This window comes from Buttiauxella sp. A111, assembly GCF_014189855.1.
GTDB classification, from domain to species: domain Bacteria; phylum Pseudomonadota; class Gammaproteobacteria; order Enterobacterales; family Enterobacteriaceae; genus Buttiauxella; species Buttiauxella selenatireducens.
Genome location: NZ_BJFN01000006.1, coordinates 75,379 through 88,461, shown reverse-complemented (window position 1 = coordinate 88,461; position 13,083 = coordinate 75,379). Strand labels below are relative to the sequence as shown.

The window sequence follows — 13,083 nt, the reverse complement described above, 5'->3', positions numbered from 1 at the left end:
TACAATATCGCATTTGAATTATACAAATGCTGGCTCATACAACTTGAATGATGACAAAGAGTTGCGCTACTTCTCTCGAAGGTGCATGTTCTGCTTGAAATGATTTTTTTTCATAACTTCCTGTAATAACAATATCCGTACATAACCAGAAACTGCTTAAGAGAGGTCATAAGCAGACTTACTACCTGAAATGGGATGAAACTGTATCGGGGCGAAATATAATGCAACATATGCACAATAGACAAGGTAATTATCATTATTTTTATTAAAAAAATAACAGTCATAACTAATATGACCAAATAAGAAAGTGATTTCTGGAAATAATAAAATAAATACATCTTTTCCATTATCTGATTGAAAAACATGACTTAAGTCACACTTTTCAACGACGCATTCAGCCCCATTAACATACTTTTTCTCTGCTGCCGGGAGCATCAGCTTAGCTCCAGGCATCAGCATAAGATCAAGTTGATTGTATTGATAATTACTCTCAACACAGCAACAACAACCAAGTTAAAGAGGTAAAAAAGCACATTTTACACTACAAAAAAACACAAACAGCAGACTAATAATCTATCTCTATAACCGTTCATTTTGTGTTGATTTTGGCCCTTTCCGTTACGGATCCTCAAGCTGAGCGGTGTTCATTCGTGATATACGCGTTACAGATATGCTGGCTGATTTAATAGCTTATTCACTGAGTATGCTTTCAGTGGATCAACATTATCGTCACCCAATAATAAATGGCTAATAATGTCTTTATTGAACTTCATTTATATGGGTCAAAATTAATTGTCGTAAATAATAATCAAATAGCCCACAAACAATTTACCCATCCTCATACGCGTTGCAACCAACACACCAGCATCCTGAAGAAGAATAGATATATGACAAATATGAACGGCTTTTGACATCTTCCATTTACCTGGGCGTGTTTAACTGCGAGCAATGAAAACTTCACCCGCAGGAGTCGCGCCATGAATCGCGTTCCCATTCTGGAGATGCGCAATATTGCCAAGTCATTCGGCAAGTTTTATGCGTTGAAAGGTGTCGACTTAACGGTATTCCCCGGTGAAATTCACGCATTAATGGGGGAAAACGGCGCGGGGAAAAGCACGCTGATGAAGATTTTGGCCGGTGCCTACACCGCCACCAGCGGCGAAATCCTGATTGAAGGAGTGCCTTACAGCATTAAGGGGCCAAAAGACGCACTCAGCGCAGGCATCACGCTGATTTATCAAGAGATGCAACTCGCCCCCAACCTGACGGTCGCCGAGAACATTTTTCTGGGCAGCGAGCTTTCACGTGGCGGTTTAGTGAAACGCAAAGAGATGGTGGTGCAGGCCCAAACGGTTATTGACCGTCTGGGTGCGCAGTTTAAGGCCAGTGATTTAGTCTCACGTCTGACGATTGCCGAGCAGCAACAGGTGGAAATTGCCCGCGCACTGCACCGCAAGAGCCGCATCCTGGTGATGGATGAACCCACCGCCGCCCTTTCTTCTCGTGAAACTCACCGCCTGTTCGAACTGATTATGCGACTGCGCGATGAAGGGATGGCGATTATCTATATCAGCCACCGCATGGCGGAAGTGTACGAACTTTCTGACCGCGTAAGCGTACTGCGCGACGGACAATACGTCGGCAGCCTGACCCGCGAGCACCTTAACGCCAATGAACTGGTGCGCATGATGGTGGGGCGTCCGCTGAGCGATCTGTTCAATAAAGAACGCGATATTCCACTGGGCAGCGTGCGCCTGAATGTTCACCACCTGACGGATGGGGCCAAAGTTCAACCGGTGAGTTTACAGGTGAAATCTGGCGAAATCGTCGGGCTGGCGGGTCTGGTCGGTGCCGGACGTTCCGAACTGGCACAACTCATTTTCGGTGTGCGCAAATCCACCGGTGGGAGCATCGAAATTGACGGCAAACCCGTCAAGATTCATTCACCTCGTGAAGCTATTCACCACGGCATTGGCTTTCTCACAGAAAACCGCAAAGAGCAGGGTTTGTTCCTCGAACTCGCCGCACAAGACAACATCACTATGGCAACGATTGAGCGTGACGCGCACTACGGCTGGCTCGACCGCAAAAAAGCCCAGACCATTTCTGACGATGCCATCAGCCTGCTGAATATCCGCGTACCACATGCACAAGTTCGCGCTGGCGGTTTATCCGGAGGCAATCAGCAAAAGTTGCTGATTTCACGCTGGGTGGCGATCGGCCCGCGTATTTTGATCCTTGATGAGCCCACGCGCGGTGTCGATGTCGGCGCGAAAAGTGAGATCTACCGAATCATGAGCCAGATGGCAAAACAGGGCGTGGCGATCCTGATGATCTCCAGCGAATTGCCGGAAATCGTCGGGATGAGCGACCGGGTTTATGTGATGCGCGAAGGTAGCATCGCGGGCGAATTACACCCCGCCGACATCACTCAAGAAAATATTATGACGCTGGCAACCGGTGTCGAAGATGCCCACAAAAAGGCGGTTCACCATGGCAATTGATCAACGTAAAGCAACGCCGCTGGCGCCAACCACACCGCAACACGTCGGCAAATCCGCCTCGTTGAAAAAAGCGTTATTCGGCGATTTGATGCAAACCGTCGGTATTTTGCCGATTTTGATCCTGATCGTGGCGGTATTTGGTTTTATTACGCCGAACTTTTTTACCGAATCTAACCTGCTGAACATTGCCCGCCAGTCGTCGATCAATATCGTTCTCGCCGCCGGGATGACTTTCATTATTTTGACCGGCGGTATCGACCTTTCTGTCGGCTCGATTCTTGGCACCACAGCGGTGACTGCGATGGTGGTTTCGCTGATGCCGGGCTGGGAATCGCTGTCGATTCCTGCCGCACTGATGATGGGTACCGGGCTTGGATTGTTTAATGGCATGTTGGTCGCCTGGGCAGGATTACCGCCGTTTATCGTCACGCTCGGCACCTATACCGCTTTGCGCGGTGCGGCCTATTTACTGGCTGACGGCACCACGGTGATTAATTCCAATATCAATTTTGAATGGATTGGTAACTCATATCTCGGACCGATTCCGTGGCTGGTAGTGATTGCGCTGGCGGTGATTGTAGTGTGCTGGTTCATCCTGCGGCGCACCACGCTCGGCGTTCATATTTATGCGGTCGGCGGCAACATGCAGGCGGCACGTCTGACGGGGATTAAAGTCTGGATGGTTCTGCTGTTCGTTTATGGCATGAGCGGACTGCTTTCAGGCCTGGGCGGTGTGATGAGTGCATCGCGATTATATAGCGCCAACGGCAACCTCGGCGCAGGTTATGAGTTGGATGCCATTGCGGCGGTTATCCTCGGTGGCACCAGTTTTGTCGGTGGTATTGGCACGATAACCGGCACGCTGGTTGGCGCATTGATTATCGCCACGCTTAACAATGGCATGACGCTGATGGGCGTTTCGTATTTCTGGCAACTGGTGATCAAGGGTGCGGTGATCATCATTGCGGTGCTGATCGACAAATACCGTACCCGTCACCATCAAAGTGCATAGCTGTATCCATAACAACAAAACTCAACCCTACGTGAGGAAAACAACATGCGTTTAAAGCTAATAGCCGCTGCACTCCTGATTGCGAGCGCGCCATTTGTTCAGGCAAAAGAACTGAAATCCATCGGGGTGACGGTGGGCGATCTCGCCAACCCGTTCTTCGTGCAGATTACCAAAGGGGCGGAGCTTGAAGCCCGCAAACTTGCAGGCGATAACGTGAAAGTGACGCTGGTTTCCAGTGGTTACGATCTCGGCCAGCAGGTTTCTCAAATTGATAATTTTATCGCTGCCAAAGTCGACATGATAATCCTCAACGCGGCGGACTCTAAAGGGATCGGTCCTGCGGTGAAACGCGCGAAAGATGCCGGGATCGTGGTGGTAGCGGTTGACGTTGCCGCGGAAGGTGCGGATGCAACGATCACGTCGAACAACACCCAGGCGGGTGAAATGGCCTGTAAGTACATTTCGGATCGTCTGAAAAACAAAGGCAATGTGGTGATCATCAACGGGCCTCCAGTTTCCGCCGTGCAGAACCGTGTTGAAGGCTGCGAAACCGAGTTTAAAAAGCATCCAGAGATCAAAGTGCTTTCATCTAACCAGAACGCCAAAGGCAGCCGTGAAGGTGGTCTGGAAGTAATGACGTCATTACTGGCGGCGAATCCGAAGATCGACGGCGTATTTGCGATCAACGATCCGACCGCGATCGGCGCCGATCTGGCAGCGAAACAGGCACAACGTAATGAGTTCTTTATTGTTGGCGTGGATGGCAGCCCGGATGCGGAAGAAGCGCTGAAACGTGGTGGAAGTACGCTGTTTGTGGCAACGCCTGCGCAAGATCCGCAAGTGATGGCGGCGAAAGCGGTAGAGATTGGTTACGACATTCTGCAAGGCAAACCTGCGCCGAAAGAGCCAGTGCTGATCCCGGTGACGATGATCGATAAAAACAATATCGGGACTTATAAGGGCTGGACGGTGAAATAACCTTTTCCCCTCACCCCGGCCCTCTCCCAAAGGAGAGGGGGAAAATCGTACCGTCCCTTCTGCCAACGGTGAGAGGGAAAACGATCCCCGCGCCTTCATCCCCTCTCCGCACTGTCCCCTCTCCCCGTGGGAGAGGGTTAGGGTGAGGGCGAAGGTGGTTTTCAGGAGACAAAATGAAACGCTCCGAAGTGAACGAGATCCTCTCACAGACGCGTCATTTCTTTATGCAGCACGACGTTCATCTGCCGCCATTCGCCTCATTTGACCAGGCAAAATGGCAACAGGTGGATAAACAAATCTGGCAGGAAGTGTTCGATCTCAAATTGGGCTGGGACGTGACAGCGTTCGGTGGTAACAACTTTCTTGCTCAAGGCCTGACGCTGTTCACGCTACGTAACGGTTCACCCGATGGCACGCCGTATGCCAAATGCTATGCCGAAAAAATCATGCATGTGCGTGAAGGACAGCTCACGCCGATGCATTTTCACTGGCGCAAACGCGAAGACATTATTAATCGCGGCGGCGGTAATTTGATTGTTGAACTGTGGAATTCCGATCAGTTCGAGCAGACCGAAGAGACCGACGTCACGGTCGTTATCGATGGCTGCCGCCAGACTCACGCGGCGGGTAGTCAGTTGCGCCTCTCACCAGGGGAAAGCATTTGCCTTATACCGGGTATTTACCACAGTTTCTGGGGCGAGCCAGGCTATGGCGACGTGCTGGTTGGGGAAGTGTCGATGGTCAATGATGACGACCGCGACAACCGTTTTCTTAAGCCACTCGAACGCTTTAACACCATCATCGAAGACGCTCCCGTGCAGCAGTTGCTGTGCAACGAATATCGCCAACACCTTTAATTTATGTTCAAGGGGGATCCTCATGGCTTTAATTTCACTCGCAGATGGATTGGCTCATGCACGTGCAAACGGCTATGCATTAGGGGCGTTTAACGTGCTCGACAGCCATTTTCTACGTGCCCTTTTTGCCGCTGCAAAACAGGAAAACTCACCCTTTATTATCAACATCGCTGAAGTCCATTTTAAGTATGTGTCACTGGATTCACTGGTTGAAGCCGTCAAATTCGAAGCGGCGCGCCACGATATTCCGGTGGTGCTCAATCTCGATCACGGTCTGCATTTTGAGGCAGTCGTTCGCGCTTTACGCCTTGGTTTTAGTTCAGTGATGTTCGATGGTTCTACACTTGAATATGAAGAGAATGTTCGCCAGACCCGTGAGGTGGTGAAGATGTGCCACGCGGTGGGAGTTTCGGTTGAAGCAGAACTTGGCGCAGTAGGCGGTGATGAAGGCGGCGCGCTGTATGGCGAGGCCGACAGCGACAAATTCACCGACCCTTCTGTTGCGCGTGATTTTGTCGACAGAACCGGTATCGACACGCTGGCCGTCGCCATCGGTAATGCTCACGGCAAATATAAAGGCGAGCCGAAACTCGATTTTGATCGTCTGGCCGCTATTCGTCAGCAAACTGGTCTGCCGCTGGTGCTGCACGGTGGTTCAGGTATTAGCGACGAGGATTTCCGCAAAGCGATAACCCTCGGTATCCACAAAATCAATTTCTATACCGGGATGTCGCAGGCTGCTCTCGGCGCGATAGAGCAACGGATGAATCAACGACACGCCATTTATGACGAATTCGCCGAGTTACTGTTGGGGATTGAGGAGGCGATTACTGACGTTGTCGCCCAGCAAATGCAGGTTTTTGGCAGTTCAGGCAAGGCGTGAGGAGGGACTATGACAGAGCGCAGCGGGATTATTGCCGCCGGAAATATGTTGGTCGATCATGTGCATCAAATTGTGCAATGGCCGCAACGCGGGTGGCTTGCGGAAATTGTCCACAGTGAACGTTCAACCGGTGGCGCACCTTTAAACGTGTTGCTGACGCTGGCGAAAATGCACGTCGGCCTGCCGCTTCAGGCGGTGGGTCTGGTGGGAGACGACCACGACGGCGACTACATTATGGCGATGTTGGATCAGTATCATGTGAATCGCCAACACGTGCACCGCACCACTTTCGCGCCGACGTCAATGTCTCAGGTGATGACTGACCCGAGCGGACAGCGCACGTTTTTTCACTCACCGGGTGCCAATCGCCTGCTCGATTTACCCGCCTTTGACCGCCTTGAATCGTCGTTCAAAATCTTCCATCTCGGTTATTTATTACTGCTCGATAGTCTGGATATGGAAGACGCGGAGTATGGCACGCGCAGCGCCAGATTGTTGGCGATGATGGCGCAGCAAGGTTACGAAACATCGCTTGATTTAGTCTCACGCCAGGGCGACCCGCGCTACCGCCCGATGGTGCTCCCTGCCCTGCGCTGGCTGGATTATCTGGTGATTAATGAACTGGAAGCCGGTGAGTTTAGCGGGCTGGACATTCGCCACACGGATGGCTCACCCCATATCGAACATATCGCCCAGGCAGCAAACCAACTGCTGGAAGCGGGCGTGCGGCAACGCGTCGTTATTCACTGCCCAGAAGGTGCATGGGGTGTTGAACCGGGAAGCGAAGGGATTTGGGTGCCGTCGTTTATGTTAACTCAGAAAGAAATTATCGGCAGCGTCGGTGCCGGTGATGCGTTCTGCGCCGGAATATTATATGGCTGCCATGAAAAATGGCCGCTTATCGATAGCCTGAAATTAGCCCACGCCTGCGCCCGCGCGAATCTTTTATGCGCCAATGCGATTGATGGTGCAAAAACCCTGACGGAATTACAGATATTTATTAGTGATAATGGTTAGTCTTTATTAGACGATCCATTAATAATAACGGCATCAATATTTAGAATTTATTTTGCGAGAGAGATTCCAGAACAATGTAATTTTAAATAATAAATTACATTATTAATTTCATTTGAAATAAATAAAAAATGCGTAGAATACGCGTCGGGTGCTTAGGGCTTTCAGTCCTGAGCATGAGTGAGGGATATTCTTTGAATTCAAGGAATAAGAAAGCCCCGGGCAACTTTGACGTTAACCCGAGGCTATCCCCAACCCCTAGACAAGTTGAGGTTAGCCTCTTACTCACCGAAAGGCAAGGAGTAACAGGCATGAAGCCGACAAAAACTGTTGTCATTTGTTTATTAATTGTTTGTGTAACACTAATAGCGATTACCTTATTAACACGACGTAATTTATGCGAAGTGAAAATAAGGAATGACAAACAGGAGGTAGCGGCCAGGCTGGCCTGCTCCGAATAGTAAAGCTATCCGGGCGGGGTTCGCCCCGCCCAACTTGTGAAGGAGAAGGGATAAGTCTTAAGCACCCATTTTATACTCGTCATAATTTAAGCCGCAGCGTTGTTGGCTGCCCTCGCGCACCCCAGTCACTTAATTTAGTAAGCTACTCTGGATTTGCCCACTTGCCGCCTGGCTGCGACTTCAATTATTTAGAGAATATAATTTCTGTATTACGCAGCACTATTCTCAGCCTGAATAACATCTGCCGAAAATACATAACCTATGCCACGAATAGTTTTAATTAATGCAGGCTGGTGTGGGTTTATTTCTATTTTCCTGCGCAAGCGCATAATGAGCACATCTATAGTTCGGTCGAATACTTCCAGGCTTTCGCTGTGAGTCAGTTCCAGCAATCTTTCACGCGATAGTACTTTGCGCGCGTTTTGCATCAGCGCCAGTAATAAGCCGTATTCGCCCTGGGTTAGGTCAATCTGTTCAAGCTGTGGGTTTAAAAGCTGGCAACGTTCGGTATCCAGTCGCCAGCCATTGAAATGCAGGCCACTGGTTTTTGTTGTGGTTGTTTCGATCGCCAGCGCCCCGCTGCGGCGCAGCACGGCTTTGACGCGAGCCACCACCACACGCGGGTTAAACGGTTTGGCGATGTAATCATCTGCGCCCATTTCCAGCCCGACAACCACATCGGATTCGCTACCCAGCCCGGTTAGCATCACCACCGGTAAATCCGGGCGCTGGCGCTGAATGTGTTGCAGCACAAGCAGCCCATTGATATCAGGTAGGATCATATCCAGCAGCACCAGCGCGATTTCCGGCTGTTGGGTTATCGCTGTCAGCGCGTCGTTCCCCGAATGGCAAACCCTCACCTCAAAAACGTGTTCATTGAGCACGTCGCGTAGCACATCACAAATTGCCAGATCGTCATCCACCAGCAATATGGCAGGCTTCATGGTTCATCTCCGTGGAGGATGCAGGTTTGAAATAATCATTGTGGGTGATAGTTGAAGGAGTGCCGCATACCCATGCTGAATTTTCAACCAGTGTCACAAACCCTGCTTAAGTCGACACGTCACTTTTGACGATGACCTGTTTTTCGTCAGCGTTTTGCCGTTTTTATCGCCGTAAGATGGCTGTTATTCCCTTTCTTTTTATATGGCATAGATAATGCATTGGAATGGGAAGATGTGATCAGCTGTTTAGTGTCACACCACCTATAACAGCATTGACTGGAGCAACACTGATGAAAAAAGTCGTCACGGTTTGCCCCTATTGTGCCTCAGGTTGCAAAATCAACCTCGTGGTCGATAACGGCAAAGTCGTCAAGGCGGAAGCGGCTCAAGGTAAAACTAACCAGGGCGATCTTTGCCTGAAGGGTTACTACGGCTGGGATTTTATTAACGATACTAAAATCCTTACCCCGCGCCTGAAATCACCGATGATTCGTCGCCAGAAAGGCGGCAAACTCGAAAATGTTTCCTGGGATGAAGCACTGAACTACGTCAGCACTCGTCTTAGCGAAATCAAAGCGAAACACGGCTCCGATGCCATCATGACCACCGGTTCTTCCCGTGGTACTGGCAACGAAACCAACTATGTGATGCAAAAATTTGCGCGCGCCGTTATTGGTACCAATAACGTTGACTGCTGCGCACGCGTCTGACACGGCCCATCGGTTGCAGGTCTGCACCAATCGGTCGGTAACGGCGCTATGAGCAACTCAATCGTCGAGATTGAGGATACCGATTTAGTGTTTGTGTTCGGGTACAACCCGGCAGATTCACACCCTATCGTTGCTAACCGCGTGATTCGTGCGAAGCAAAAAGGGGCGCAAATCATTGTTGTCGATCCGCGAAAAATTGAAACCGCGCGCATCGCTGATATGCATTTGCAGTTAAAAAATGGTTCTAACATCGCCCTGCTTAACGCAATGGCGCATGTGATTATTGAAGAAAACCTGTATGACCAGTCCTTTGTGGCTGCCCGTACCGAAGGTTTCGACGAGTATCGCAAAATTGTTGCAGGCTACACGCCTGAATCCGTTGAAGAAATTACTGGCGTGAGCGCGTCGGAAATTCGCAACGCAGCGCGTATGTATGCAAACGCAAAAACGGCCACAATTCTGTGGGGCATGGGCGTGACCCAGTTCTATCAGGGTGTGGAAACCGTTCGCTCGCTGACAAGTCTTGCGTTGATGACCGGTAACCTGGGTAAACCAAACGTTGGTGTAAACCCGGTTCGTGGCCAGAACAACGTTCAGGGCGCTTGCGATATGGGCGCACTGCCGGATACCTATCCGGGCTATCAGTACGTGAAAGATGAAGCAAGCCGCGAGAAGTTCGCAAAAGCCTGGGGCGTAGATTCTTTACCTGCGCACACCGGTTATCGCATCAGCGAATTGCCACACCGCGTCGCCCATGGCGAAGTGCATGCGGCGTACATCATGGGTGAAGATCCGCTTCAAACGGATGCGGAGCTTTCAGCCGTACGTAAAGCGTTTGAAGAGCTTGAACTGGTGATTGTGCAAGACATCTTCATGACCAAAACCGCGGCTGCGGCCGATGTGATTTTGCCGTCCACCTCCTGGGGTGAACATGAAGGCGTTTATACCGCCGCTGACCGTGGTTTCCAGCGCTTCTTTAAAGCGGTAGAACCGAAGTGGGATTTGAAAACGGACTGGCAGATTATCAGTGAAATCGCCACCCGTATGGGCTACCCGATGAGCTACAACAACACCCAGGAAATTTGGGATGAGTTGCGTGGCTTGTGCCCTGACTTCTATGGTGCCACCTACGAGAAAATGGGCGAATTGGGTTATATCCAGTGGCCTTGCCGCGATGTTGCGGAAAGCGACCAGGGAACTTCGTTCCTGTATGACGGTAAGTTCGACCGTGAAAATGGTCTGGGTGAATTCTTTACCTGCGACTGGGCGCCGCCAATCGACAAAGTCACCGAAGAGTACCCAATGGTGCTTTCAACGGTGCGTGAAGTGGGCCACTACTCTTGCCGTTCAATGACCGGTAACTGTGCGGCACTGGCTGCGCTGGCGGATGAACCAGGATACGCGCAAATCCACATCGACGATGCCGCTCGCTTGGGTATCGAAGATGAAGCGCTGGTGTGGGTCAATTCCCGCAAAGGTCGCGTCATCACGCGTGCGAATGTGAGCGAACGTCCGAATAAGGGCGCGGTTTACATGACGTATCAGTGGTGGATTGGTGCCTGTAACGAGCTGGTGACTGAAAACCTCAGCCCGATTACCAAAACGCCGGAGTACAAGTATTGCGCCGTGCGTGTGGAGCCGATTGCCGATCAGCGTGCCGCCGAGCAGTATGTGATTGATGAGTACAGCAAGCTAAAAGCCAGTCTGCGCGAGAGCGCTGCGGGCTGATTTTAGTCGGGCTGTGTCGGGTGGCGCTGACGCTTACCCGACCTACAAAACACAAAGCACCGGAGATTTCTTCGGTGCTTTTTTTTAAAACTCAAATCGCGAAGGCGGCACGCCAAACAATTGCCGGAAGGCATAAGTAAACGCCGACGTACTGCTATAGCCCAGATTCAACGCCACCTCCGTCACCGGCTTATGCTGGCGCAGCATCACAATCCCCTGCAATAAGCGCATCCGCTGCTTCCAGCTATTAAACGGCATTCCCGTTTGCTGACTAAAATGGCGGGAGAAAGTGCGTTCCGACATGTTCATGCTTTTTGCACATTCGTCCTGAGTATGAGGAAGATGCGGTGAGTTCTGCATGGAAAAACAGAGCTTACGCCAGCGTTCATCTAACGGCCACGGTAGCGCGAATTGGGCTTCCGGCAGATCTTCTATCAACTCCAGCAACACCAAAAGCAGCCGATCGTCTTTACTTGCGATGTCATAAAGCCTGGGAACATGCAAAGTCACGTGGTGAATCAGCTCGCGCACCACGTTGTTGACCAGCAGCACCCGGCATTGGCTTTGTTGCAAGATGGGTACGTCGGGTTGAACATCCAGGCTTTCCAGAAAAACATCATCCAGCGCCCACACTTCATGTTCGATGTTGGCCTGGATCCACATGCCATACAGCGTTGGGATCACCCAGCTTGTGCCGTTCACCGCAATACGCATATTGCCAGCACGTGCGAATAAAAATTGCGCGAAGGAGTGCGTGTGCGGCGCAAAATGCGTTCCGCTATACATGGTGTATGAACGGCTGTGAATTGGGCGCGGCAACTCTTGTAAATCAACAACATCCATCGGCAAAGGTGGCCGTTTATCTTTCAGGAGCATGGCATGTTTTCAGATTGGCGGGTATTCGATACATATTGACAGCTAATGAGGATTAACGCCAAGAGAGAGCTGCAATAATAACGCCATTCGGAAACGCCGCATCGCGGCAAACCTCCCTCTTTCTATTTCGCAGGTTCACCATGTCTGATTCAAAAAACAGCCGCCTCGCTCTTGCAGGGCTTGCCTTTATTACGCTGGTCTGGAGCTTTCACTGGATTGTGCTGAAATCCGTGATGCAATACATGGGTGCGTTTGATATCACCGCCCTGCGCTGTTTACTCGGCGCGATATTGCTGCTGGTTCTGGTGAAAGTACGCAGCGGCAAGCTCAAACCGCCGCCGTTTAAATCCACTCTACTGATTGCGATGCTGCAAACCGTTGGCATGAATGGTTTGTCGCAGCTGGCGCTAATTAGCGGCGGCGCAGGGAAAGTGGCCATTCTGACTTACACCATGCCGTTCTGGGCAATATTGCTGGCAGTACCGCTGTTGAACGAACGTATTCGTCGGATTCAGGGTACATTTATGGCCGTCGCCCTGATTGGGTTAGTGTTGATTCTGCAACCCTGGAATATGACAGGCTCGTTATTAAGCCCGATTCTGGCGCTGCTTTCTGGCCTTAGTTGGGCGGCTAGCGCACTGGTTATCAAGAAGATGTATCAGCGCCAGCCCCATCTGAATTTGCTCTCATTAACCGCCTGGCAAATGCTTTACGGGGCGCTGGTGCTGTGCGTTCTGGCGATCATCTTCCACCACCAGCCGATTGTGTGGAATAGCTATGTCTTTGGTGCACTGGCCTACTGTGCAATTCTCGCCACCGCCATCGCCTGGGTGACGTGGCTGTTTGTTCTCAAACATTTATCCACGGCAGTCGCCAGTATGAGCACCCTCGTCATTCCCTTATTAGGCGTGCTGTTTGCCTGGTGGTTGTTAGGTGAAGTACCCAATACTCTCGAAGGTGCCGGGATTGTACTTATCGTTCTCGGGCTATGCGGCATTAGCTTTAGCGGGAAGAAAACGTTAGTGGAAGAGATTGAAGAGTATCCGTGGTAATCACGCCGCATAAAGCAAACGGCATCTTCATAGTGTGATTAAGATGCCGTTCCAAAATACTCCT

12 protein-coding genes are annotated in these 13,083 nt (G+C 50.8%); 9 read left to right on the top strand and 3 right to left on the bottom strand.

The window, feature by feature from the left end:
• Nucleotides 1–156: 156 nt before the first annotated feature.
• Nucleotides 157–453, bottom strand: a complete 297-nt coding sequence (locus BSPA111_RS17520; protein WP_183272438.1) for a hypothetical protein — start codon at nucleotides 451–453, stop codon at nucleotides 157–159.
• A gap of 524 nt (nucleotides 454–977) precedes the next feature.
• Between BSPA111_RS17520 and BSPA111_RS17515 the strand changes: the two genes are divergently transcribed.
• From BSPA111_RS17515 to BSPA111_RS22765, 7 genes are all read left to right on the top strand, one after another.
• Nucleotides 978–2,504 (top strand): sugar ABC transporter ATP-binding protein, encoded by a 1,527-nt coding sequence (locus BSPA111_RS17515; RefSeq protein ID WP_183272437.1) that lies wholly within the window; start codon nucleotides 978–980, stop codon nucleotides 2,502–2,504.
• Nucleotides 2,494–3,516: a ribose ABC transporter permease gene (locus BSPA111_RS17510; RefSeq protein WP_183272436.1), complete on the top strand. Its 1,023-nt coding sequence runs from the start codon at nucleotides 2,494–2,496 to the stop codon at nucleotides 3,514–3,516. The genes BSPA111_RS17515 and BSPA111_RS17510 overlap by 11 nt, the downstream gene beginning before the upstream one ends.
• Nucleotides 3,517–3,561: 45 nt before the next feature.
• The gene (locus BSPA111_RS17505; protein ID WP_183272435.1) at nucleotides 3,562–4,494 is read left to right on the top strand and encodes an ABC transporter substrate-binding protein; all 933 of its coding nucleotides are present in this window, start codon (nucleotides 3,562–3,564) and stop codon (nucleotides 4,492–4,494) included.
• Nucleotides 4,495–4,667: 173 nt separating this feature from the next.
• Complete coding sequence (locus tag BSPA111_RS17500) at nucleotides 4,668–5,351, top strand: D-lyxose/D-mannose family sugar isomerase (RefSeq protein WP_183272434.1); 684 nt, start codon at nucleotides 4,668–4,670, stop codon at nucleotides 5,349–5,351.
• 22 nt (nucleotides 5,352–5,373) lie between these two features.
• Complete coding sequence (locus BSPA111_RS17495) at nucleotides 5,374–6,234, top strand: ketose 1,6-bisphosphate aldolase (RefSeq protein WP_183272433.1); 861 nt, start codon at nucleotides 5,374–5,376, stop codon at nucleotides 6,232–6,234.
• Nucleotides 6,235–6,243: 9 nt separating this feature from the next.
• Complete coding sequence (locus BSPA111_RS17490; protein WP_183272432.1) at nucleotides 6,244–7,251, top strand: carbohydrate kinase family protein; 1,008 nt, start codon at nucleotides 6,244–6,246, stop codon at nucleotides 7,249–7,251.
• Nucleotides 7,252–7,379: 128 nt separating this feature from the next.
• Complete coding sequence (locus BSPA111_RS22765; protein WP_308738507.1) at nucleotides 7,380–7,709, top strand: Hok/Gef family protein; 330 nt, start codon at nucleotides 7,380–7,382, stop codon at nucleotides 7,707–7,709.
• Between the two features lie 209 nt (nucleotides 7,710–7,918).
• Here the strand turns inward: BSPA111_RS22765 and BSPA111_RS17480 are convergent, their stop codons facing one another.
• Nucleotides 7,919–8,653, bottom strand: a complete 735-nt coding sequence (locus BSPA111_RS17480; protein WP_183272431.1) for a response regulator transcription factor — start codon at nucleotides 8,651–8,653, stop codon at nucleotides 7,919–7,921.
• Nucleotides 8,654–8,943: 290 nt separating this feature from the next.
• Between BSPA111_RS17480 and fdhF the strand changes: the two genes are divergently transcribed.
• Nucleotides 8,944–11,091: a formate dehydrogenase subunit alpha gene (fdhF, locus tag BSPA111_RS17475; protein ID WP_183272430.1), complete on the top strand. Its 2,148-nt coding sequence runs from the start codon at nucleotides 8,944–8,946 to the stop codon at nucleotides 11,089–11,091.
• A gap of 84 nt (nucleotides 11,092–11,175) precedes the next feature.
• Here the strand turns inward: fdhF and BSPA111_RS17470 are convergent, their stop codons facing one another.
• A complete protein-coding gene (locus BSPA111_RS17470) occupies nucleotides 11,176–11,967 on the bottom strand; it encodes a helix-turn-helix domain-containing protein (RefSeq protein WP_183272429.1) in 792 nt (263 codons plus the stop codon).
• Between the two features lie 140 nt (nucleotides 11,968–12,107).
• On the opposite strand from BSPA111_RS17470, the gene BSPA111_RS17465 reads away from it, so the two are divergent.
• Nucleotides 12,108–13,019, top strand: a complete 912-nt coding sequence (locus tag BSPA111_RS17465) for a DMT family transporter (protein WP_183272428.1) — start codon at nucleotides 12,108–12,110, stop codon at nucleotides 13,017–13,019.
• The last annotated feature ends 64 nt before the right edge of the window (nucleotides 13,020–13,083 follow it).

What these genes read in the sequence shown, in the direction of transcription:
- BSPA111_RS17470 (WP_183272429.1), bottom strand. Translation starts at nt 11,967, where the DNA reads ATGCTCCTGAAAGATAAACGGCCACCTTTGCCGATGGATGTTGTTGAT.
- BSPA111_RS17495 (WP_183272433.1), top strand. Translation starts at nt 5,374, where the DNA reads ATGGCTTTAATTTCACTCGCAGATGGATTGGCTCATGCACGTGCAAAC.
- BSPA111_RS17480 (WP_183272431.1), bottom strand. Translation starts at nt 8,653, where the DNA reads ATGAAGCCTGCCATATTGCTGGTGGATGACGATCTGGCAATTTGTGAT.
- BSPA111_RS22765 (WP_308738507.1), top strand. Translation starts at nt 7,380, where the DNA reads ATGCGTAGAATACGCGTCGGGTGCTTAGGGCTTTCAGTCCTGAGCATG.
- BSPA111_RS17510 (WP_183272436.1), top strand. Translation starts at nt 2,494, where the DNA reads ATGGCAATTGATCAACGTAAAGCAACGCCGCTGGCGCCAACCACACCG.
- BSPA111_RS17500 (WP_183272434.1), top strand. Translation starts at nt 4,668, where the DNA reads ATGAAACGCTCCGAAGTGAACGAGATCCTCTCACAGACGCGTCATTTC.
- BSPA111_RS17465 (WP_183272428.1), top strand. Translation starts at nt 12,108, where the DNA reads ATGTCTGATTCAAAAAACAGCCGCCTCGCTCTTGCAGGGCTTGCCTTT.
- BSPA111_RS17505 (WP_183272435.1), top strand. Translation starts at nt 3,562, where the DNA reads ATGCGTTTAAAGCTAATAGCCGCTGCACTCCTGATTGCGAGCGCGCCA.
- BSPA111_RS17520 (WP_183272438.1), bottom strand. Translation starts at nt 453, where the DNA reads ATGCCTGGAGCTAAGCTGATGCTCCCGGCAGCAGAGAAAAAGTATGTT.
- BSPA111_RS17515 (WP_183272437.1), top strand. Translation starts at nt 978, where the DNA reads ATGAATCGCGTTCCCATTCTGGAGATGCGCAATATTGCCAAGTCATTC.
- BSPA111_RS17490 (WP_183272432.1), top strand. Translation starts at nt 6,244, where the DNA reads ATGACAGAGCGCAGCGGGATTATTGCCGCCGGAAATATGTTGGTCGAT.